Annotated in this window: 23 protein-coding genes, 1 pseudogene and 1 riboswitch; of the genes and pseudogenes, 10 read left to right on the top strand and 14 right to left on the bottom strand. The window is 34.1% G+C overall.

Translation table 11 applies throughout. The annotated features are described in order from the left end of the window. Nucleotides 1-6 precede the first annotated feature (6 nt). From cysC to I5818_RS11430, 9 genes are all read right to left on the bottom strand, one after another. Complete coding sequence (gene cysC / locus I5818_RS11470) at nucleotides 7-606, bottom strand: adenylyl-sulfate kinase (protein WP_058004423.1); 600 nt, start codon at nucleotides 604-606, stop codon at nucleotides 7-9. Continuing rightward, nucleotides 596-1,759, bottom strand: coding sequence for a sulfate adenylyltransferase (sat, locus tag I5818_RS11465; protein WP_058004422.1), 1,164 nt, complete (start codon nucleotides 1,757-1,759; stop codon nucleotides 596-598). Before sat ends, cysC begins: the two co-directional genes overlap by 11 nt. 35 nt (nucleotides 1,760-1,794) lie before the next feature. Beyond that, on the bottom strand, nucleotides 1,795-2,508 hold the full coding sequence (locus I5818_RS11460; protein WP_078110758.1) for a phosphoadenylyl-sulfate reductase: 714 nt from the start codon (nucleotides 2,506-2,508) through the stop codon (nucleotides 1,795-1,797). Between the two features lie 13 nt (nucleotides 2,509-2,521). Then, nucleotides 2,522-3,073 (bottom strand): histidine phosphatase family protein, encoded by a 552-nt coding sequence (locus I5818_RS11455; protein ID WP_235813338.1) that lies wholly within the window; start codon nucleotides 3,071-3,073, stop codon nucleotides 2,522-2,524. After that, nucleotides 3,055-3,825: a phosphosulfolactate synthase gene (locus I5818_RS11450; protein ID WP_058004420.1), complete on the bottom strand. Its 771-nt coding sequence runs from the start codon at nucleotides 3,823-3,825 to the stop codon at nucleotides 3,055-3,057. The genes I5818_RS11455 and I5818_RS11450 overlap by 19 nt, the downstream gene beginning before the upstream one ends. Nucleotides 3,826-4,259: 434 nt before the next feature. Further along, a complete protein-coding gene (locus I5818_RS11445) occupies nucleotides 4,260-4,463 on the bottom strand; it encodes a YozQ family protein (RefSeq protein ID WP_058004419.1) in 204 nt (67 codons plus the stop codon). A 66-nt stretch (nucleotides 4,464-4,529) separates the two neighbouring features. Further along, nucleotides 4,530-4,967 carry a GtrA family protein gene (locus I5818_RS11440; protein WP_058004418.1) on the bottom strand — a complete coding sequence of 146 codons (438 nt, stop codon included), beginning with the start codon at nucleotides 4,965-4,967 and terminating at the stop codon, nucleotides 4,530-4,532. Next, nucleotides 4,921-5,958 carry a glycosyltransferase family 2 protein gene (locus I5818_RS11435; RefSeq protein ID WP_078110759.1) on the bottom strand — a complete coding sequence of 346 codons (1,038 nt, stop codon included), beginning with the start codon at nucleotides 5,956-5,958 and terminating at the stop codon, nucleotides 4,921-4,923. The genes I5818_RS11440 and I5818_RS11435 overlap by 47 nt, the downstream gene beginning before the upstream one ends. Before the next feature lie 19 nt (nucleotides 5,959-5,977). Further along, a complete protein-coding gene (locus tag I5818_RS11430) occupies nucleotides 5,978-7,651 on the bottom strand; it encodes a DUF6044 family protein (RefSeq protein WP_078110761.1) in 1,674 nt (557 codons plus the stop codon). 173 nt (nucleotides 7,652-7,824) lie between these two features. Between I5818_RS11430 and galU the strand changes: the two genes are divergently transcribed. From galU to I5818_RS11400, 6 genes and pseudogenes are all read left to right on the top strand, one after another. Beyond that, entirely contained in the window at nucleotides 7,825-8,685 is an 861-nt protein-coding gene (galU, locus tag I5818_RS11425) for a UTP--glucose-1-phosphate uridylyltransferase GalU (RefSeq protein ID WP_078110760.1), read from the top strand. 410 nt (nucleotides 8,686-9,095) lie between these two features. Continuing rightward, a pseudogene (locus I5818_RS11420) lies at nucleotides 9,096-10,228 on the top strand (IS110 family RNA-guided transposase). Between the two features lie 436 nt (nucleotides 10,229-10,664). Next, nucleotides 10,665-11,909, top strand: a complete 1,245-nt coding sequence (locus I5818_RS11415) for an MFS transporter (RefSeq protein WP_078111167.1) — start codon at nucleotides 10,665-10,667, stop codon at nucleotides 11,907-11,909. A 44-nt stretch (nucleotides 11,910-11,953) separates the two neighbouring features. Then, nucleotides 11,954-12,238, top strand: coding sequence for a hypothetical protein (locus I5818_RS11410; RefSeq protein WP_058004414.1), 285 nt, complete (start codon nucleotides 11,954-11,956; stop codon nucleotides 12,236-12,238). A gap of 30 nt (nucleotides 12,239-12,268) precedes the next feature. Then, nucleotides 12,269-13,180: a YIEGIA family protein gene (locus I5818_RS11405; RefSeq protein WP_058004413.1), complete on the top strand. Its 912-nt coding sequence runs from the start codon at nucleotides 12,269-12,271 to the stop codon at nucleotides 13,178-13,180. A gap of 157 nt (nucleotides 13,181-13,337) precedes the next feature. Continuing rightward, nucleotides 13,338-14,102 carry a sulfite exporter TauE/SafE family protein gene (locus I5818_RS11400; protein WP_058004412.1) on the top strand — a complete coding sequence of 255 codons (765 nt, stop codon included), beginning with the start codon at nucleotides 13,338-13,340 and terminating at the stop codon, nucleotides 14,100-14,102. 123 nt (nucleotides 14,103-14,225) lie between these two features. Here the strand turns inward: I5818_RS11400 and I5818_RS11395 are convergent, their stop codons facing one another. Continuing rightward, the gene (locus tag I5818_RS11395; RefSeq protein ID WP_078111166.1) at nucleotides 14,226-14,411 is read right to left on the bottom strand and encodes a type Z 30S ribosomal protein S14; all 186 of its coding nucleotides are present in this window, start codon (nucleotides 14,409-14,411) and stop codon (nucleotides 14,226-14,228) included. A 383-nt stretch (nucleotides 14,412-14,794) separates the two neighbouring features. Then, nucleotides 14,795-15,652 carry an MBL fold metallo-hydrolase gene (locus I5818_RS11390; protein ID WP_058004410.1) on the bottom strand — a complete coding sequence of 286 codons (858 nt, stop codon included), beginning with the start codon at nucleotides 15,650-15,652 and terminating at the stop codon, nucleotides 14,795-14,797. A 310-nt stretch (nucleotides 15,653-15,962) separates the two neighbouring features. On the opposite strand from I5818_RS11390, the gene I5818_RS11385 reads away from it, so the two are divergent. Further along, nucleotides 15,963-16,949 (top strand): acyltransferase family protein, encoded by a 987-nt coding sequence (locus I5818_RS11385; RefSeq protein ID WP_078111165.1) that lies wholly within the window; start codon nucleotides 15,963-15,965, stop codon nucleotides 16,947-16,949. 69 nt (nucleotides 16,950-17,018) lie between these two features. After that, nucleotides 17,019-17,228 (top strand): hypothetical protein, encoded by a 210-nt coding sequence (locus tag I5818_RS11380; protein WP_058004408.1) that lies wholly within the window; start codon nucleotides 17,019-17,021, stop codon nucleotides 17,226-17,228. A gap of 86 nt (nucleotides 17,229-17,314) precedes the next feature. Here the strand turns inward: I5818_RS11380 and I5818_RS11375 are convergent, their stop codons facing one another. Then, nucleotides 17,315-17,521, bottom strand: coding sequence for a zinc ribbon domain-containing protein (locus I5818_RS11375; protein ID WP_058004407.1), 207 nt, complete (start codon nucleotides 17,519-17,521; stop codon nucleotides 17,315-17,317). A 202-nt stretch (nucleotides 17,522-17,723) separates the two neighbouring features. Then, nucleotides 17,724-19,256, bottom strand: a complete 1,533-nt coding sequence (locus I5818_RS11370; RefSeq protein ID WP_078111164.1) for an FAD-dependent oxidoreductase — start codon at nucleotides 19,254-19,256, stop codon at nucleotides 17,724-17,726. A 155-nt stretch (nucleotides 19,257-19,411) separates the two neighbouring features. Between I5818_RS11370 and I5818_RS11365 the strand changes: the two genes are divergently transcribed. Then, nucleotides 19,412-19,606 carry a hypothetical protein gene (locus tag I5818_RS11365; RefSeq protein ID WP_078111163.1) on the top strand — a complete coding sequence of 65 codons (195 nt, stop codon included), beginning with the start codon at nucleotides 19,412-19,414 and terminating at the stop codon, nucleotides 19,604-19,606. Nucleotides 19,607-19,779: 173 nt separating this feature from the next. Here the strand turns inward: I5818_RS11365 and thiT are convergent, their stop codons facing one another. Then, nucleotides 19,780-20,352: an energy-coupled thiamine transporter ThiT gene (gene thiT / locus I5818_RS11360; protein ID WP_058004404.1), complete on the bottom strand. Its 573-nt coding sequence runs from the start codon at nucleotides 20,350-20,352 to the stop codon at nucleotides 19,780-19,782. A gap of 84 nt (nucleotides 20,353-20,436) precedes the next feature. Continuing rightward, nucleotides 20,437-20,540, bottom strand: a riboswitch (TPP riboswitch). A 161-nt stretch (nucleotides 20,541-20,701) separates the two neighbouring features. Here thiT and I5818_RS11355 point away from each other — a divergent pair. Continuing rightward, on the top strand, nucleotides 20,702-22,321 hold the full coding sequence (locus I5818_RS11355) for an ABC-F family ATP-binding cassette domain-containing protein (RefSeq protein WP_078111162.1): 1,620 nt from the start codon (nucleotides 20,702-20,704) through the stop codon (nucleotides 22,319-22,321). Nucleotides 22,322-22,446: the final 125 nt, after the last annotated feature.

The following is a 22,446-nucleotide window of genomic DNA, read 5'->3' as shown; positions in this document are numbered from 1 at the left end:
CGATCCCTAATACAGGATCGTTTTATCTTTTAGATGTGATAATATAATACTGACTGATTCATCAATGCTTAAACGGTCTGTTTGAATCACAATTTCAGGGTTATTAGGCCTTTCATATGGGGAAGAAATACCCGTAAAATCAGATATTTCACCTAGTCTTGCTTTTTTATATAATCCTTTTGGATCTCGCTCTTCACAAATATTAATCGGACATTTTACGTAAATTTCGATAAACTCATCCTTTTCAAACATATTTCTCACTAACTGTCGATCTTCACGAAAAGGAGAAATAAAAGCGGTGGAAACTATTTGACCACTATCTACAAAAAGTTTCGCTACTTCACCTATTCGACGAATATTCTCTTTACGATCCTCATTTCGGAATGTTAAGTCCCGATTTAACCCGTGCCGGATATTGTCTCCATCTAAACAATAGCTTTGATAATGTTGTTTAAATAGTTCATTGTCTACAGCATTTGCTAGCGTAGATTTCCCTGATCCAGATAATCCTGTAAACCATAAGACCACACTTTTATGTTGATTTTTTCGTTGGCGATCCTTTTTCGTGATTGTTGCCTCATGCCAAGTAAGGTGGTTACTTCCCATATCCTACACCCTCATAGTTATCTTTCTTCATTCCTTGAATTAATATATCTATCACTTCAGGACGACTAAATTCCTTAGGTGGTTGTTCACCATTTCTTAACATCCCTCTTACTTTTGTTCCGGATAAAATAACTCGATGAATTTCATGATGTGGACATGTTTTATCTGATGCCATGTTCTCACATTTCCTACAGTAAAAACTATGTTCAAAGAACAACGGTTTAATTCCTAATTCAGCTTCATTAAAGTGACTAAATATTTTTTGGGAATCGTAGGTCCCATAATAATTTCCTACACCAGCATGATCTCTTCCAACAATAAAATGTGTACAGCCGAAATTTTTCCTTACCAGAGCATGAAAAATAGCTTCTCTAGGCCCAGCATAGCGCATTGCAGCAGAAAACACAGACAAAAATACTCGATCTTTCGGATAATAATTATCAAGTAATACTTGATAACTTTCCATTCTAATTTCCCCAGGAATATCGTCCGATTTTGTTTCACCTACAAGTGGATTTAAAAATAAACCATCAACAATTTCTAAGGCTGTTTTTTGAATATATTCATGGGCTCGATGGACAGGATTTCTAGTTTGAAATCCAACCACCGTTTTCCACCCTTTATCTTCAAAATGCTTTCTTGTTTGTACAGGGTCCAAATAATAATTAGCAAACTGTTGTTTTTCAATTCGTTTAGTTAAGGTAATCGGGCCACCTAAATATACTTCAGGTCGTTCCATAAGCTTCTTTACTCCTGGATGAAGGTCATCGGTCGTCTGATACACCTTCAATGCTTCCAAATTTTTATCAGGAGAATAGATGTCTTTAATTTCCATTAGGCCATAAATAGTATTTTCATAAACAAGATTAATGGTTTCTCCTACTTGTAATTCCTCTGCTTTCTTTTTGTCGACACTTAACGTAATAGGGAGGGACCATGGTAGATGATTGGATAGTCTCATATCCTGAACGACTGATTCATAATCTTCCCTTTCCATAAACCCTTCTAACGGGCTATAACTGCCATTTGCAATTAACTCCAAATCACTTATTTCTAATGAATCTAGCTCAACATAGTTTAAAGAATAATCATCCTCTATCTGAAGGTCGATTCGATTAACCAATTTTCCTCCATGTGGAATACTTTTACTCATTATTTTTCCCCTTCCTATTATTTGTAATAATCTATTTATGTTTGATGAAGTCCACATTCCGTTTTTGAGCTACCCGCCCATCGTCCTGATCGGGAATCTGATAGATTTGTAATTGGTTTTGTACACATCGCACATCCAATACTCGGATATCCTTTATCATGTAATGGATTATAAGGGAGATGATTGATTTTTATATAAGTCATGACATCATCCCATGTCCAATGGATAAGAGGACAGATTTTCACCTTCTTAAATCTTTCATCCTTATTAATATATTGAGTCTTACTCCTTGTAGGAGATTGCTCTCGTCTTAAACCGGTAATCCAAGCTTTCGCATTGTCTAATGCTTCTTTTAATGGAACAATTTTTCTTATATAACAGCATTGATTTGGATCATGAACCCATAACTCCCTACCAAACTTTGTTGCTTGTTCTTCTAAAGTTAATTTCGGTTGAATCATATTTATTTTCAAAGTAGGATAACGTTGTCTCACCTGATCGATTAACTCATAGGTTTCCTGGAAATGAAGATTCGTATCCAAAAAAACAATTTCAGCGTTTTTGTTCACCTTATGAATTAAATCTATTAACACGATTCCCTCTGCCCCGAAGCTGCATGCGTAAACAATCTCATCCTCCTTATACTCTTGAAAAGCCCATTTTAAAATACCGATAAAATCTGGTTGAGCACTAATTAAATTAGCTACTTTTTCTTCATCAAACGTTTCATAGGTAAGTTGTTGGGACAAATTTATCCCTCCTTTATTGAACTGAATCAACAATGGTCGATGTTATAACCATGCATTTATTGTTTTCAACCGTAATTTTATTCATTTCGTTTATATGCCCATATTGATTTAGGGAAACAAACGCACGTATCCAAGCACCATGACCAAAAACTAAAAGATTGTTACACTCTTTATATTTATCTATAAACATTCTAATTCTTTGTTCTAAATGGTCGAGGCTTTCACCTAAAATGATCTCACTAGGATTACAAATCCATTGATTCCCATACTCTTTATAAAGCATTCTCTTTGAAACACCTTCAAATGGACCAAAGTCTAATTCATCCAATAGCTCTTCTATTTTAAAAAGATAACCATACCATTTAGCCGTTTGTTGTGTTCTTTTTAGGGTGCTTGCTAACACAAGATCAAATGGGGAAAGCTTACTAAGTAGCTTTATGTTATGCTGAATCTCTTCCTGGATTTTACTGTTCGGATAGGAAATATCAATATTTCTTTTTCCTTGCAATAAGCCTTGTTTATTCCATTCAGTCGGTAAATGTCTTATTAAAGTAATAGTTTGCACTCACTTTCCTCCAAAAAAAAGGTCTCACTTCTTAAGCCACAACGCTGTGCTTCTAAGACTAGTACATCGTTCAATTTTACATTTCCTAAATTGACGTTTGGTCCTATTTCTTTAATAAAATACATTTGATGTTTTGCTGTGGGGGCTTCGAAAATAATTTTATTACAATCAAAATCCTTTATTAATTCATGAATTAAATTCGACTTTATTTCCCCACTTTTTTCATATATACCTGCGGTACCAGAATCTCTCCCTTCTGTAATAACGTACTCACATCCAGCATCAAATAAAAGTTTCATCTCTTCCTTCCATTTGCTTTCTGACATTTCCTTATTTGCGTCTTTAGATCCGACCTCAGCAATTACATGAAAATCCTCCCTAAAAAGAGCAATCATATTTAAACGTTCTTCGATCGGTATATCGAGTGTTCCATTTGATATTTCTACCCATTCAATTCCTAACTTATATAAATAAGATTGATATTCGGCAATTTTGTTTTGATAAAAGCATTTTTCAAATAATGTTCCTCCACAATAAGGCCTTATATTATACTCCTTATATAGTTTTACTTTATCTTTGATTTTAGGTGTAACATACGCAGATCCAATTCCCATTTTGGCAATATCAATAATATGGCCATAGTCTGCTAATATGTGATCTAGTTCTCCCATTGGAGTTCCGAAATCAGCAACTGATGTAATCCCATTCGTTCTGATTCCTTTTGTTCTTTCTGGTAGATTTAAAAATTCCATAGGAGAAGCACCTCCTCTATTTTTTTGATTGTTTTCATATAGTTTGTTTCTTTTGTAAAAGCTGCCTGCTTTTGCACCAAAAAAGTACACCATATTTCTATAAAATGATTACAGCTCTTTTCTCGATAGAATGAAGGGTTTGAGGCACTTCAACTTATTTTTTTGTTAAAACTTTACCTAAATACCAACAGTGTTTGAGAAAAGAACTTTTACTATAAGGAAAGATAACGCACGGTTTAATGCATAGAATTAACTTTTCAAAGTGAAAATTAACATGTGTTACCATACAGTTTTCGTAAGATAGAGTATTCAAAAATTAGGCGAATGTGTAAAAATATAACCCGACTCTATGAAAAATAGGCGTTTGCCCTGAATAAATGAAAAAACCGGACGAGTATTGTCCGGTTTTATAGTCAATCGACGTATTCTTAAATCTATTCAGATTCATAACCTTTGTGCGGAATTTCTGTTCGCTCATTATCAAGAACCGCGTTGATTTCGCCTTCAATATAAGCATCACTTACTTGTTCATGTGTAATTGCTAAGCCTGTTGATGTTTGGTCATTTCCCTGATAATCCTTTGTTTGATAGTGCTTACCCGCTACTTTTAAGCTTTCTTCATTGTATTTTTTATCCATACATCCCACCCTTTCTTCATTATTTTCTTTCATTTTGATAAAATCCAGTCAGGAATTATTAGGTATTTAATTTTTAAAAACAATGTACTTTTGTCCTAAATAATTCATAATCGTATAAAATCCAGTCCCGATTAGGATCGCCTGTTCTTCATCAGATAAGTAGAAACCTTTTATCATGGTGCTTAAAAGATTATATACAATCAAATGGCTGAGCGAATAGGAGAGATAGTAACAGACAAGGATCGTCACAATAAATAGAATTACACTTTTATTCAACTCCACTCTACTTTGAAACGTAAATACTCTGTTTAAAAAATAACTAACACATGCACCAGTCCCATTCCCTATAAAAGTGGAGAGCCAATATGGTTGATGAAAACCATTTAATAACGTGAACATAATAAATAATCCGATAAGAGTATTTATCATTCCGACGAGCAAAAAACGAATGAATGAATTAGTTCGTTTCAGATAAATTTCTAAAGCTTGTACGATTGAGCTCATGATCTTTCCCTCCGGCATTTATTAAATGACGGGGAATGGGTAAATTTAAGGTGTCCATTTCGATAATAAACTTAGGTCGCCGTTTCGTCTCTTTATATATTTTACCGATATATTCCCCCACTAAACCAATAGACATTAACTGTAACCCGCCAATTAACCATATAGAAGTAATTAATGAAGTCCAGCCAGTCGTTGTATGACCGAAAAACTTTAATGCTAAAAAATAACATCCAAATACAAGGCTGATAAGGAAAGACAAGAATCCTACTACCATCACCAAACGGATAGGTGTAACCGAAAGAGAGGTAATTCCTTCAAATGAAAAGGCAATCATTTTCTTTAATGGGTACTTCGTTTTACCAGCCAACCTTTTATTACGCACATAGTAAACTTGTGTGGATTTTAATCCTATTAGTGGGACAATTCCTCGTAAAAACAAATTAACTTCTTCAAAACGTTCTAACTCGTCTATTGCACGTTTGCTCATTAAACGGAAATCCGCATGATTATACACTAAATCAATTCCTATTATATTCATTAGTTTATAAAAGCTTTGAGCTGTACTCCTTTTAAAGAATGTATCACTATCTCTGTTGCTTCTAACTCCATAAACGATTTCATAGCCTTCGTGAAATTTAATTAAAAAATCACGAACAACATGAATATCATCCTGTAAATCAGCATCAATTGATATGACACAATCAGAAGTTGTTTTGGCAGAAAATAATCCAGCAAGGAGCGCATGCTGATGTCCAACATTTCTTGACAGTTTTAACCCTCTAATTCTTCCTCCTTTTAAGGTTTCTTTATAAATCATTCTCCAAGTATCATCTTTACTTCCATCATCAACAAAAAGAATTTTACTTTTATCCGATATTAGTCCCTCTTCCTCCAAATTCATTAGTAACTGATCTAATTGTAAAATGGAGTCTTCTAAAACATCCTCTTCGTTATAACAGGGAACAACAATTGTGAGAATCGGGTGATCCATTTAATCCCTCCTCCTACTACTACAATGCTTTATAAAGATAGATTTTCCATGCTGAGCTTTTTGATTCAAAAACCTTTTCTAAGGCAAGATTATTATCGATAGCATTATCAATTGGAACAGCAGAAAAAATAAATCTTCCTCCCATTTCCTTGAAAACATCCGTATTAAGTTCTAAATTTTTCACTCTTTTTTTTGTGTGTTTTTTAAACATATAATGTTTTCCAAGTTCGCTTGAAAACATATAACAACGTCCACCCCATTCATCAAAATAAACTCGAATGGTTTTATTTTTCGCAAGTTCTTTTTCAATAATTTTTCGAAACTGATATTTATAGCTTAAAGGATAAAAATTATTGTATGTATCCAATGTGTAAAACCCATTATATTGGGCAATAGCCGGATGGAGTCCAATGCTTGCTACACGATAACTTTCTAGTGGCAAGTTAATATAATTTTTAATCTCATTGAATTGCTCCACTGCAAAAAATTGCTTAACTGATGGTTTATCTCGAAAAAGGATCTCCTCATTAAAAAATACAATGACAATTATTTGTAATAGCACGAATCCTTCTAGGATTAACTTCCGAAAGCTCCCATACTTGAAAAGAATTTTTAATGATAGGGCAAATAATACATAGATAATAAGCGGTCTTAAAAAGTGAAATCTTGCAAAATTAAAAGTATCCATAAAATGAAACATTTTCGTTAGCGGAAGCCAACCTTTATAAAACCAAAAGGCATACCACGCAGATAACGCAAAATTTAATATAAATAAAGAAACAAACACTTTTTCCTGCTTCCACAGTTTTTTTACTATAATGAGAAAAAAAGCAAGAATCATGACAGGTAAAATGACAAGTGTATGGATAGTTGCCACATGATGATGACCGAAAATAAAATTTTTAAAAGTAAGACGAATGCAATGCCAAAATGACAGTCTAGCATGAAAATATTCATCTCTACTGTTTGGCACATGGTCAAATAAAAAAGAATAAACTAGTCTATATTCAACAAGGAAATAGACACAGGTCATATAAATAATTGATAGGATAAATCGAGGATTCCATCCTTTCCCCTTTATTACATCTACTAACCACAATATTCCCATTACTGTTAAGAAAAAAAAGAAGCCTAACACAATACTAGAATAAAACGGAATTAGAGTTAGAACTACGTAATTACGAAGTAAGCTTTCACCTTTTCTAATATTTAAAAATGCCCAAAGGGCTAATGGCATCCCAAGCGTACTTAACATACCTGATGGCCAAAAAGGAGTAAATGCAAAAGCAAGTGCCGTACCGACATTAACGATTTCCCAGCCTTTTTCATATAGAAAATGCTTTTTTAGTAAAAGGTACATCCCTATAAAAGCAACGACTCTTGTAATCGTTTGGCTAAGAGCATAAGCGATCATTGTAGGAAATAACTTATACAGCCAAACGATTAAACTAAACTCCGTTCCGAAAGCATTTCGCGATAAATTCCCATTGATAATTTGTGAAATAGAGCCATTTAATGGCCCAGTTAATTGTCCACTCATTGCTAAAACTTTATACCAAGCTAAATTGGAATCCAAATTATCATGTACACGGATATGAGCGTCTTCTCCTAAAATAAATAGTGGAGAAACAAAAATCGCTAGTAACAGAAATGCTATGATCAATATAAGTTGTTCTTTTTTTTTGTTTTGCAATTGCAATTGCTACACCTCATAAAATTGTATTGACGATAATATCGTTTCGCAAAATATAGAATAATATTCCTATTTCTTTGCTCTTGTTCCTTCCTCATTCATTTGTGATAATACAACCTTCACCTCTCATACAAAATAAAAAGACATCTAATAAATAACAAGGGGTGTTCTAAATGATAAAAAAAGCAGTCATTCCTGCTGCAGGATTAGGTACCCGCTTTTTGCCAGCAACAAAAGCACAGCCCAAAGAAATGCTTCCAATTGTTGATAAACCAGCAATTCAATATATTGTTGAGGAGGCCATCGCTTCAGGAATTGAAGATATAATTATCGTAACTGGTAAAAATAAACGGGCAATTGAGGATCATTTTGATATATCCGTTGAAATGGAAATGTTATTAAATAAAACCGGAAAATTTGAAATGCTTCAGATGATTCGTAATATCTCTCAATTAGCTGATATCCATTACGTAAGACAAAAAGAACCTTTGGGACTTGGGCATGCAGTTTTATGTGCTAAAAAATTTATCGGTAATCAGCCTTTTGCTATCCTCCTTGGCGACGATATTATTGATAGTGTAGAACCGGCCTTACAACAGATGATTCGTGAATTTCAAAGAAATAAGACTAGTATTCTAGGTTGTAAAGAGGTTCCTCGCTCAGAGGTTAGAAAATATGGGATTGTCGGCTATACAGAACAGATTGGCGATCTATATAAAGTAAACCACCTCATTGAAAAACCAACCATTGCAGAATCTCCTTCTACACAAGCCATAATAGGTAGATATATTTTAACTCCTGCTATTTTTGATATGATTGAAAAGGTCAAACCTGACGAAAATGGGGAGATCCAGCTTACTGATGCCTTACAATTATTACTCCATCAAGAAGCAATCTTTTCATACAATATCAAGGGAAATCGATATGATATTGGCGATAAATTAGGATTTTTACAAGCATCCATTGATTTTGCCTTGAACCGGCCAGACTTGAAAGAAAAAATGGCAATGTATCTGAAACAACTTCGTTATTAATCTTCATCATAACCTTTACTCAAATAATGTTTTTATTCCTATGAAAGGAAGATAAATGTTTATATTTGCTCTTTTCTCAAACATTCTTACTTTTTAGATAAAGTTTCAACTAAAAAATATAGATTGAAAACTGTCAACCTTCTACATTTTACTGAGAAAACTTTCATGATCTTTCGCTCTCAACCCAGAATGAAAATGGGTTCACTGCCCCATAATGTAGATACCACAAACAGTGAGTATATGACGTAGCTCTTATTGGTGGTTTTACCCTGTTGAGAAAACTGTTGGAATGAATTTGGTGCACAACCCATTGTTAGCTCTCTCATTTCGAGAGATGACTACGAACAGAAAAATGTTTAATTTCAAATTCATTCCACTGTTTGTGGAATATTTTCAGAAGGTGGAGTGAAATGGAAACATTGCACAAACGATGTGCGGGCTTAGATGTTCATTCGGAAACAATAGTTGCCTGCGTCATTCTTGGAGAATCAGAGACCGACTTGGTTAAGGAGACCGAAACATTTCCTACTTTGACGAAGGACCTGTTTCATCTTCTTAAATGGCTTGAGGAGAAGGAAGTAACCCACATCGCAATGGAAAGTACAGGCGTCTACTGGAAACCTGTATACAATATCTTAGAGGATTTCTTTGATATTACTTTGGCAAATGCTCAAAGGATTAAAAATGTCCCTGGAAGGAAAACAGATGTTTCGGATGCTGAATGGATTGCTAAATTATTAAGACATGGCTTAATAGAGAAAAGTTTTGTCCCTTCTGAAGACTTTCGAAATTTAAGAGATTTGACTCATGCTCAGAAAAAATGGATTGGACACATGACATCCGAAAAAAACCGAATCAAAAGGTACTAGAGTCCTCAAATATCAAATTAAGCACAGTTATTTCAGATGTATTTGGAGTATCAGGACGAAAACTGTTGGAACAACTCATGAATGAAGGTTATATCGACCAAGAAGATGTCGAACAAAAAATACATGGAAGAATGGCCCATAAAAAGCAATTGATTACCGACTCACTATTTGGAACATTAAATGATCACCAGCTATTTCTTATTAAGCAATCTTGGATGCACATTGTTAATTTAGAAGAATTAATATCAGATATCGAGAAAAGAATCGACGTCATTTTATCCAACTATCAGGAGGAAGTACAGCTTCTGATTACAATGCCGGGAATAAAGAAAGACACGGCAGCTGTTATCATTGCAGAAATAGGAGTAGATATGGGACAATTTCCAACCTCTAAACATCTTGCATCATGGGCAGGATTGTCGCCCGGAAATCACGAAAGTGCCGGAAGGAAAAAAAACACTAAAACGGTTAAAGGAAATCCTCATATTAAATCTGCATTGTGTGAGGCTGCGTGGGCTGTTTCAAGAAGTCGGAAACAAAGATTAGGAATCAAATATTGGTCACTAGCTGCAAGAAGGGGAAAGAAAAAAGCACTCGTTGCCATCGGACATCGAATGCTAACTATTGTCTATCATATGCTTCAGAATAAGGAACCCTACCACGAGTCAACTTAAATTAGCATTATAGACAAACAACAGAAAAGTTAAACGAGAAACCGAAAAACTCGGTAGCTCTGCTTTCCTATTGCCCAAATTAAATTATTTATAGCTTGCACAATTTTAATCAAGTTTAAACTCAATAAATTATTCTTAAAGGCGGAGTTTTATTTTCACAGAAAAGAGCTACCTAAAAAAGTATGAAAACAGACTTTGTTTAAAGAGGAAATAACTTTCGGCTCATTCAATGAAGTATTGAAGTATTTCATGATCTAATGAATAAATCAGATGATGATTTCAAATAATGTAAAACAATTAAGTATATGGGATAAAAAGTTATGATCTGTGGTTAAAACTAATCTTTGATGGATCATTGTTTTAATAATGTGATCATATTAAAAGATAATGAAGGAATCTTAAATCAATCCATTTTTTTAATTAGGGGGTACTATTCTTGCCAAAGCAGAAACAAAAGGGCTTGACCATAGTGGCTATTGGGTCCATCCCACTTATTTTGGTCTTAGGGAACTCTATGTTAATTCCCATTCTACCTAAAATGCGAACAGAACTAGATGTTTCTCAGTTTAAAATCAGCTTAATCATCTCAGTTTTTTCTATTGCTGCTGCAATATCCATCCCAATATTAGGCTATTTATCTGATCGTTTTTCAAGGAAAGCAATTATTATTCCTTCTCTCATCCTTTACGGAAGCGGGGGAATTTTAGCAGGAGCGGCAGCAGCTTGGTTCTCTAGTGCCTACATATGGATACTCGCAGGTAGAGTCATGCAAGGAATCGGAGCTGCAGGCACCGCCCCTATTGCAATGGCATTAACTGGAGATTTATTTAAAGGTGGAGAACAAAGCAAAGTTTTAGGGCTAGTTGAAGCTTCAAATGGCTTTGGTAAGGTCATTAGCCCCATTCTCGGCTCACTACTTGCCATATTATTTTGGTATGCTGCCTTTTTTGCTTTTCCCATTTTTTGTCTCATTTCAATACTGTTAACGGTTTTTTTTGTAAAGGAAAAAAAGTCGAAAAAAACTCCGCCACCTGTTGGAAAATATGTTAAAGGACTAATTTCTGTATTTAAGACAGAAGGGCGTTGGTTGTTTGCAGCCTATTTAACTGGGGCAGTATGTTTATTTACCCTATTTGGAGTATTATTTTATATCTCTGATATTCTTGAAAAAGAGCATAATATTAATGGACTATTAAAAGGGAGTATTCTCGCAATCCCTCTTTTAATCATGACGATTACCTCTTATATCACCGGTAGTAAAATTGGTAAGAATATGCGCTTAATGAAATCCTTAATTATTTTAGGACTGCTTTTCATGACTGTATCTTTCTCAGTGCTCGTATTTTTTAAGAGTTTAGTCCCCTTTTTTTCTGTACTTGGGATTAGCAGTATCGGAACAGGATTAGTTCTCCCTTGTATAAATAGTTTTATTACAGGATCTGTCCCCTCAGATCGTAGGGGATTCGTCACATCCCTGTATGGATCAGTCCGTTTTCTAGGAGTAGCTATCGGACCACCAATTTTTAGCTCTTTAATGGAGTGGTCTCGTACAGGAATGTTCTTAATAACAGCAGGTTTAACATTGTTTGTTGGATTTTTATGTTTAGTACTAATTCATGTAAGTAAAAAAGAACCTTCAAATAAAAAAGATACCTTGTTTGAAAAATTACAGTTAACTTAATGCGTTCGAATAGGACAAACTATGTTCATAAGGAGTTGATCGTTTTGCAAATATATTTTTCACCAGAGATTATTAACCCGCATTTTCAAGTATTAAATGTTGTTGATTCAACAAACAAAGCAGTAGGAAATGTTGCTATTTTATTTGAAGAAAAGAAATTATATGTATATGGCATATTAGAGGAAGAAGGTGTGGGTTCAGATTTTAAAGATTTGGTCACTCCATATCTAAAAGGATTATCAAAAGCAACGTCGGGTCTAGATATTTTCTCTTGTTTATATGTTGGTTGCAAAAAAATCAATTTAAACAATGAAGATGAACCCAAATAAGCATCTTCACTTAACTAACGGAGTGATGAAATGAACCAAGAATCGATTTCACACGAACATATCATCATGATTGTTACAGCTATTATTGTAGGAACACTTGCAAGAATTTTCTCATTAAAAGAGGACTTCCGTCAGTACCCAAGCTATCCTAATGGATATTTAATTCATATTGTTACTGGCTTTATTTCTGCAGCTTTAGGGGCAGTGGCTATTCCTGCCCTTCTAACAAAAAATTTTGTTGCAGTGACCTTTTTAGCCATAGCTATTCAGCAATTTAGAGATGTTAGAAAAGCAGAAAAGGAAAGTTTAACAGACCTTGAAAATACTGAATATGTATTTCGCGGAAACGCATATATAGATGGAATAGCAAAATCCTTTGAGTCGAGAAATTATTTTTCTCTAGTTGTCGCATTTGTTACAGCATTGACCATACAAATTGTAAATTCTAAAAGTGATTGGATTAATATTTTAGTTGGTTTCATTGTCGGATTGATTATATTTTATATTTTAAAAAGATTTTCTAAGGGCAAAACAATTGGAGATATTGCTGAAGTGGAACAAGGTCAGATTGAAGTACGCGATTCAGAGCTTTATGTCAATGATTTATTTGTCTCTAATCTAATAGGCTCTGATTATGCATCCCAGTTATTTAATAATGAAGGATTAGCAGTAATAATTACCCCTCATGAATACCAGTTCAGCCTTACATTAAATAACCTTGGTCAGAGACAAGCGGCACTTTTTGAAGCAGTAAGAGCGGTAGGTGTTAAGCGATACCACTTTACAAGAAAAGATTTTGAAACAGGTAAAGTCATCCTAGCCATAGTTCCTCTTATGCATGATATTGATCGGATAATAGAAGCAGTAAAAAAAACTCCCCTACTTGAAAGTGTCAAAAAAACTGAGGCAGTTATGGATACTAATTTATTTGGAAAAAAATAATTGTAAAAGTCTTCTCACGAGAAGGCTTTTTTTAATTATTCCCTTTTGATACAACCCATTTTTAACATTTAGATTGTAACAAGGTATATACCCATTTCATAAATTATCGATATGGGTTTCTTGATTTTTAGACTTTGAAAGTTTGGAGCGTGTGCAAATGAGTATTGGCATTATTATAATGGGGATATTAATTGGTTTTATGGTAGGATTAACGGGTGTTGGAGGAGCAGCTTTATTAACACCCATATTAATACTATTGGGCATCAGCCCATCAATTGCTGTAGGAACTGATCTATTCTATAACTCAATTACAAAATTTTTTGGTTCCATTCAACACTGGCGGCAGAAAACAATCAACCTCCAGTTAGTAAAAAATCTCGCCATCGGAAGTATACCAAGTGCTATCCTTGCTGTTGGCATGCTCCATCTATTTGATACCTTCTTTCATAATCAAGAGCAAATCATTAAGCATGCATTAGGTTATGTATTAATTTTAGTTGCATCTGCAACCCTTATTAGAACCTTTGGAAAGGATAAATTAAACTTCAATCGTTTTCAATTAAAATCCATACACGAAAAGCGCATGTTAACCATTATAGTTGGAGCAGTGTTAGGTTTCATTGTAGGCTTAACCTCCATAGGAGCAGGTTCATTATTTGCTTTAGCTATGCTATATTTATTTAGAATGAGCCCTTCTGAACTAGTTGGAACAGATATTGCACATGCTTTTTTATTAGTTACTGCAGCTGGTATTATGCATGCAGGTATTGGTAATGTTAATTATCTATTAACGATTAACCTATTGTTAGGCTCGATACCAGGAGTAATCGTAGGAAGCATCCTATCTTCTAAGCTACCAGTTAAACCGTTAAGAACGATTATGGCCATAATGATCTTAATAAGTGGAGTAAAACTAATTTAAGAATAGTGGAGCTTTGTGCTAATCAGGAACTTCATAAAACTATGTATTTGGGAGGATGTCTAATCCCCCAATTCCTTTTATAACTAAATGTTAGAAAAAAATAAGCCCCCATTATGATGGGGACTACCAACTTGCCTTTTTGATTCCTGGAATTTGACCTTTATAGGCAAATTCACGGAAGCATATACGACATAGCTTAAATTTACGGATAACTGAATGTGGACGTCCACAATTCTTGCAGCGTGTATAGTTTTGAACTTTATATTTATGTTCCTTATTTTGTTTAATTATTAATGCTTTTTTTGCCATTATGAAACCTCCTCTTTAGATTGTTAGTGGAGGTAGAAGAGCATATTTTCATCTTATCAAATTAATATACTTCAGTAAATAGTAGATTATTGGTACATGGGATTTTTCGTTTCACGATATGATACGGAAAATCTTTTTACGTAATTCAAAAAAATACCTTAAAACAAGCAATTATATGTTAGAAATTTTTATTTTAAACAGATCTCTTTTTAATAAGATCTTTTCAAGTAGCTGTTTTCGTATAGTTAGTTGCTTTTACAAAACTACTCCCTGATCTTCCAATTTTTAAAGGTAAACTTTATGAAGTTTGCAGCTCATTTCTAAGTAATGAAGGTTTGATAATCTTCAACCCATACAAAGAGCCTGTTAATCATTTCTAATGTTTAATGATGACCATCCACAAAACGTCCATAGTCTGGTATGGCTATTTGGTCAAAATTTTCAACGAGGTTTTTTAAACCACTAGCTAATTTTTCTCCAGACATTGGAACCCCATGTCCAGTTATCACTTGATCTGGATATAACTTTTCTAATTTTCTTACGGATTCCCAAGCAGCCTTCCAATTAGTTGTTAAATATCTTGGTGGACCGTTCACTTCCTCTTCTTGCATCAATACCTTAAAAAGCGAATCCTGTTTTACCGTAATAAACGCATCCCCGGCTATCAGCGAACGATCGTTATCACGAAACAAAGATACATGACCGGGTGAATGACCTGGAGTATGAATCCAGCGCCAATCCTCCATCCCTGGGATACGACCATCTGATGGGAGTTTCTCAATATTCTTTCCTAAATGGATCGGTTCATTTGGAAAATATGGGGACATTTTTGCTACTAGTCCCCCTTCTACTGTTGCATCGGGTTCTGGATAACTTTTATCTCCTATTAAATAGGGTAACTCCAACTCATGCGCATATACTGGAACATTCCAATGTTCGACCAATTCAACAATTGCTCCCACATGATCAAAATGACCGTGTGTTAAGACAATTGCTTTAGGCCGGCTATTAGGACCAAATCTATCTTCTGCTTCACGGATAATCATGTCAGCTGATTTCGGCATTCCGGCATCAATTAAAATCCACTCAGAGTCTTTCTTAGGATACCCAACAAACCCTACATTGACCACCTGGACTGTATAACAATATAGATCATTTGATACCTCCTGACCCATACCGCTCATAATTGAAGTGACAGGTATATATTTGTAATCTTCGCCGTACTCCATTTCTTTATCCACGATATACGATTCCTCGTTTCTTGTTATTTTCCCTTCCTTTCATATTATTTCAACATTTTTTTTCATTATTCGATTGATAAAAAATGTAATCCTTCTGTAAAAAATATAACTATACAATAATAATTCTTAATACGATTATTATCTTATTGTAACTTTATTCGGGTATAGAGATGATAACATTATTTATATAAATACAATATTTTTAGTAATACATTTATATCACATGGTTAGGATTTATAGTTTTGTGAATCGAACGAATTAAATAATGTTATATAAAAATAGAAATAAAATTATATAGTGAGGTGTTAATATGGCTTCGACCACTAAAAGAAATTTATACTTTGATAATGCAAAGTTAATCTTAATTTTTTTAGTCGTCTTTGGGCATGTCATTAGTCCTTTAAAAAGAAATGATGATTTCTTATTTACAGTATATACAGTGATTTATCTGTTTCACATGCCTGCATTTATTTTAATATCCGGATATTTTGCAAAAGGATATCGAAAAAAAGGATATTTAATGAAATCGGTTAAAAAGATACTTTTACCCTATGTTATTTTTCAAGTCATTTATTCCATTTTTTATTTCTTTAACGGGGAAGAACAAACATTAACATTTGATTTTTTACAACCACATTGGTCATTATGGTTTTTACTTAGTTTGTTTTGTTGGAATATCTTCCTATACCTTTTTGCACGATTAAAATGGGCTGGATTCTTGCTTGCCGTTGGAATTGGTATAGCTGTTGGCTATATAGATCAAATTGGAAGCTTTTTAAGCCTTTCGCGGACTTTTGTATTTTTCCCTTATTTTCTATTTGGTTTTTTAATCGACGCAAAGCATATCCAATGGATAAAGAATTTCAAGTTTTCGAGTGTAATTGGAATCGGCCTATTGTGTGCAACCTTTATTGTTTTTAGCTATTCTTTTCCAAGTGAGGCAGTTCCATGGTTACTCGGATCCTCTTCCTATGCAGATATGGGAAATGTAAACCTGATTGATGGTGTATTTCGAGGAATACAATATGTAAGTACATTTATTGTGATTTTTGGCTTTTTAACATTAGTTCCTTCCGGTGGATCTAAGTTTACTGTCATTGGTGAACGTACCTTGTATATCTATTTATTACATGGATTTATTATTAAAATAATCGAAACATTTGTATCTGATGAATCACTTGCAGCATTTGCGCAAAATTATTTATTGTTAATTTTGTTTTCCATCTCTATCTGTTTAATATTAGGAAGTTATTTAATAAAAAAATATACAAAACCACTTATTGAATTGCGCTTATAGTGGGGATTTGTATAAATTTCACATTCATTTCACACCATAGTAGTAATAACAAAATTAGAGGTGAAATGGATGGGACTTTTAAATACATTTCAGGAATGGGCTAGCAACCGGCATGAAAAAATGCTAGCTAATATGGAATCAAAGGGTTTTTGCCCAGATTGCCGAGGAAAAGGAATTAATCATCTTGCATTGAGTGAATATTATTATTCAACTTCCATTGAATGCCCTGGTTGTAATGGAAGTGGTACGTTCACAGACTGGGCAAGCAATAGTAAATAAAAATATAGGCAACCAAATTAAGATCCTGACTCCATACTTCTCTGTTCAGAAAAATGAGTGTTTACTTGGAGTCAGGCTCTTATATATTAACCGCCAAAGAAAAAGTCAAGTATGTTGGAGCCGGTGGATGCTTGTTTATTATAAAATTCCGAGTAACCGCAGTTTTTACAATACACTACTGTAAATTGGTTATTTTGAATGTCGAACATTTTAGATAAGCCCGTACCTGTCATCGCTACATCCTTTTGACCAGCATTTTGACTTCCACACTTTATACATCCTTTTTCACTCATATCAAATTCCTTCTCTCATTTAGATTATTCATTCATTAATATTTACGTATTTTCCTTAAAAAAGTTTCAATCTAATTATATCTGTATTTGCTAGCCTTAAGAAAACAAATACATAGATCATACTTAGTACATATCCCTACATTAAATAAAAAGGCCTAATTTTCAAATGTAAAGAGCACCACCAATGTGATGCTCCATCTAATTATTCTAAATCAATTTTTTCTAAAGATGTCTCTGCTGGTCCTTCTATTACATCTCCAGCGATCGAGAACCTAGAACCATGACATGGACAATCCCAAGTACGATCTCCAGAATTCCATTCCACTTCGCAGCCTAGATGTGTACAGGTAGTATCAACTACATATATTTTCCCCTCTGAATCACGATAAGCTCCTGCTCGCTTGCCATTCACATTAACAACTGAACCTTCATCCTTTTCTAAATCTTCTATATCTCTAAGTGGGTATTCTAATTTTCCTTCCACTAAATGCTTAGCCACATCAAAATTCGTTGAAATAAATTCTTTTACACTTGGATCAGCATTAAATCGCGAAGGAGAGAACAATTTTTCAAATCGATTTTCCTTCTCCCTAATGATGTCTCTTATTAATAATGCGGAAACAGTACTATTGGTCATCCCCCATTTCCTAAAACCTGTTGCGACAAGTATTCTATCGTGATTGCTGGTAATTCGACCAATATAGGGTACTTTGTCTAGAGTCGTTAAATCTTGAGCAGACCAACGAAATAAGAAATCCTTGATTCCAAAGGTCGTTTGTGCATATTCTTCAATAGCCTCGTAATGCTGAATGGTAGGAATCCCTTGGCCTGTCTTATGATTTTCACCGCCTACCAACAGAACATTCTCCCCCTGATAATTCATACGGCGAAAAGATCTTGTTGGCTGTTCAGCATTAATATACATACCAGGTGGAGGGTCTTTTTCTGTTTTCACAGCAATAAGATAAGATCTTTCAGCATACATTCTTGTTGGATAAAACCCGAGACCGTCGTAAAACGGAAAATGAGAGCATGCACATACATATTTACATTTTACCTTTGGTCCACCTCTCGTGATAACAATAGGATATTCTGCATAATCTACATCTGTAGCTGTTGTATGCTCGAATATTAGTCCTCCAGATTGCTGGATATACTCAATAAGCGGTTTTAAATATTTTATTGGATGAAATTGAGCCTGGCTTCTCATCACTAATGCAGCTTTCACGGAATAATCAATAGGCAATTGTTCAACCAATTCACCATTAATCCCTAATTCCTTATAAGCTTGCTCTTCGGTTTTCAATTTTGGTATATACTCATCACTATTTGTAAAAATATAGGCATCTTCTTCACTAAAGTCACATTCAATCCCATGTTCTTTAATAGTTTCTTTAATAAATTGTATGGCTTCCGTACTCGCCTCATAATAAAGTCTTGCCTGTTCTTTTCCTAGATTTTGAATTAATTCATCATAGATTAAACCATGCTGTGCTGTGACTTTGGCAGTTGTGTGTCCTGTCGTTCCATTCAATAATTCTCCAGCTTCGATAATGGCTACCTTTAACCCTTCCTTTGTTAAAAGATAACCCGTGGTGATACCAGTAATACCGCCTCCAACAATTGCTACATCTACCTCGATATCCTCTAGCAACTCGGAATAACCAGGAATATCCATCCCTTGTTTCCATATCGGTTCAGGAAATTGTGGCATTTTCACTTCTTCGTTTGGCATCTAATCTTCCTCCAAATGCAATTATATACTTTCTATTTTTAACCAAAGGAAGAAATTTCATGTATTCTTTTTTATCGCCACGAATGAATTTTTACATATATTAAGTAAATAATACTCAAAGCTACTTACTAAAACAGAAAGGTGAATTAAACTTAATGACTGAATCATATGAAGACAAAAGATTAACAGAAACACCAAAGCAGCCAAAAATCACGATAAATACAGCAATGAGTACCAAAAACCAAAAAAAATATTATCCTGGTCATTCAGTGGCTGATCATAAACAATTAGAAGAGGCAAATACCAACATAGCTGGAGACGAAATAAAGCAACAGAATGAGAATTTATAAATGAGATATGTATACATAAAAAAAGACGCTTTGATTTATGTACTATCCAAAGCGTCCCTTCGTATTTCATTGTTTATTGTTATTGCAGGTAACAGCAAAAATCAATTGTATAAATCTACCCCGATTTACAATATAAGTAGAATTTTAGAAAATTGATTTTTGATTATGCTTGATTAAGCAAATCTTTTAACAAGTCTTGGGCTCATCGTAATGATGATACTTAAAATAATTGCACATAAAAGACCTGATAGAAGCATTGTTGTTCCATTAGCAATTAATGAATATAAGAATGGCGATTGCCCTTCTGGTGCAAATTTACCCCAAAAAATCATCCCAGCTAAAAAATGCCAAAAATAACGACCAATGCTGCCAATAAACGTTGCAACTACAACTAAGAAAATTGTCTTTCCTTTATTACCTTCATGAATATTCGCTTGAATAAATGACCTAAATAGACCTGCTAGACCAATAAAAGAAAAGGCAATAAAAAATTCTATGAACCCTTGAACGGGAGTTAATATATCATCTGCTGCATCTCCCAAAACAATTTGAAGTAGTCCCCATAACAATCCTCCGACAAAGCTTGCTCTCACACCCCATCGAAAAGCAAGAATGAAAATAGGAACCATAGCAAAGGAAACTGAAATCGCTGAGCTTAGTTTTATAGATGGTAATAAATCTAACACAAACGCAAAAGCAGCACATAATGAAATCTCGATCAAAGTTAGCAAACTAAATTTTTTCATAAAAAAAATCCCCCTCTATAGTGTTTTTAAAGAAACGCACCGCAAAAGGGGGAATAAACGATTGCATATTGTAAAAAAAGCAATCCATTATTCAATCCACATCCCTACGCTAGTACTAACTAACAGGTTCAAAGGGTCAGAACAAATATGTTCACTCTCAGCAAAAAAATGCTCCCCTTGTGGTAACGTTCATTAAATTTTCATTAACATTGTACAACAATTTTAATTATTATGAAAGGCATTTTTTTTTAGAGAAACAACTGCATCCCTTTCAATAACTGACTTTTCCCTTTTTTAATCAACTCATGGTATAATTAATAAGATATTATTCTTTTGGAGGTATTTGTCTTTGATTACTGTAAATAATGTAGGCTTACGATTCGGTGAACGTAAACTTTTTGAAGATATTAATATTAAGTTCACACCTGGAAACTGTTACGGATTTATTGGTGCAAATGGTGCTGGGAAATCAACATTTCTTAAAATATTATCTGGTGAGCTTGAGCCTCAAACTGGTGATGTGCATATAACACCAGGCGAAAGACTTGCTATCTTAAAGCAAAACCACTTTGAATTTGAAGAAGAAGAAGTTTTAAAAGTCGTTATTATGGGACATACACGTCTATTCGAAGTTATGCAAGAAAAAGATGCAATATACATGAAAGCTGATTTCAGCGACGAAGATGGAATGAGAGCTGCGGAGCTTGAAGGTGAATTTGCGGAATTAAATGGTTGGGAAGCTGAGTCAGAAGCAGCAATCCTTTTAAAAGGACTCGGCATAGATGAAGAGCTTCATTCAAAAAAAATGGCGGAGTTAACAGGTGCGGAAAAGGTAAAAGTATTACTTGCACAAGCTCTTTTTGGGAAGCCTGATATTTTACTTCTAGATGAGCCAACAAACCATCTAGACTTAAAAGCAATACAGTGGTTAGAAGAATTTCTAATCAACTTTGAAAATACAGTTATTGTCGTATCGCATGATCGTCATTTCTTAAATAAAGTCTGTACGCATATAGCAGATCTTGATTTCAGTAAGATTCAATTATATGTTGGAAATTATGATTTTTGGTATGAATCTAGCCAATTAGCACAAAAAATGGCCCAAGAAGCGAACAAGAAAAAGGAAGAAAAAATTAAGGAATTACAAAGCTTTATTGCCAGATTTAGTGCAAACGCATCTAAATCGAAACAAGCCACTTCACGTAAAAAGCTTTTAGACAAAATTACCTTGGACGATATCAGGCCATCTTCAAGGAAATATCCATATGTACATTTTACACCGGATCGTGAAATTGGAAATGATCTTCTCCGTGTAGAAGAACTATCAAAGACTATCGATGGTGTTAAGGTACTCGATAATATTAGTTTTACAATGAATAAAGATGATAAAATCGCATTAGTAGGTCATAATGAATTAGCAAAATCTACTTTATTTAAGATTTTGGCTGGAGAAATGGAACCCGATAGCGGAACATATAAATGGGGTGTCACAACCTCTCAATCATACTTCCCTAAAGATAACACAAGTTATTTTGAAAATGGCGAATTGACTTTAGTAGATTGGTTACGTCAGTACTCCCCTAATGATCAAAGTGAAAGCTTCTTAAGAGGATTTTTAGGAAGAATGCTTTTCTCTGGTGAAGAAGTGATGAAAAAGGCCAATGTTCTATCGGGTGGTGAAAAAGTTCGCTGCATGCTTTCAAAAATGATGCTTAGTGGAGCCAATGTCTTATTACTAGATGAGCCAACAAACCATCTTGATTTGGAATCCATTACAGCAGTTAATAATGGTTTAATACGTTTTAAAGGTTCAATGATTTTTGCATCACATGACCATCAATTTATTCAAACCATTGCCAATCGAATCATAGAAATTACACCAAATGGCATTATTGATAAAGAAATGACCTATGATGAATATCTAGAAAATGACGAAATTCAACATCAATTAAAAATGTTATATGCATAAAAACGATAAAAAGGTTGCCTAAAGATTGGGTCTGACATCACCATACGATATCTAATAAGAATTTTGTTCTAAAAGATTACGTATTTATGTGATGTCGGACCCTTAAATAGACAGCCTTTTTTATT

The sequence above is a fragment of the Heyndrickxia oleronia genome (genome assembly GCF_017809215.1).
Lineage (GTDB): Bacteria > Bacillota > Bacilli > Bacillales > Bacillaceae_C > Heyndrickxia > Heyndrickxia oleronia.
Note: the sequence above shows the minus strand (reverse complement) of the source record. Positions and strands in the feature narration are given on the sequence as shown.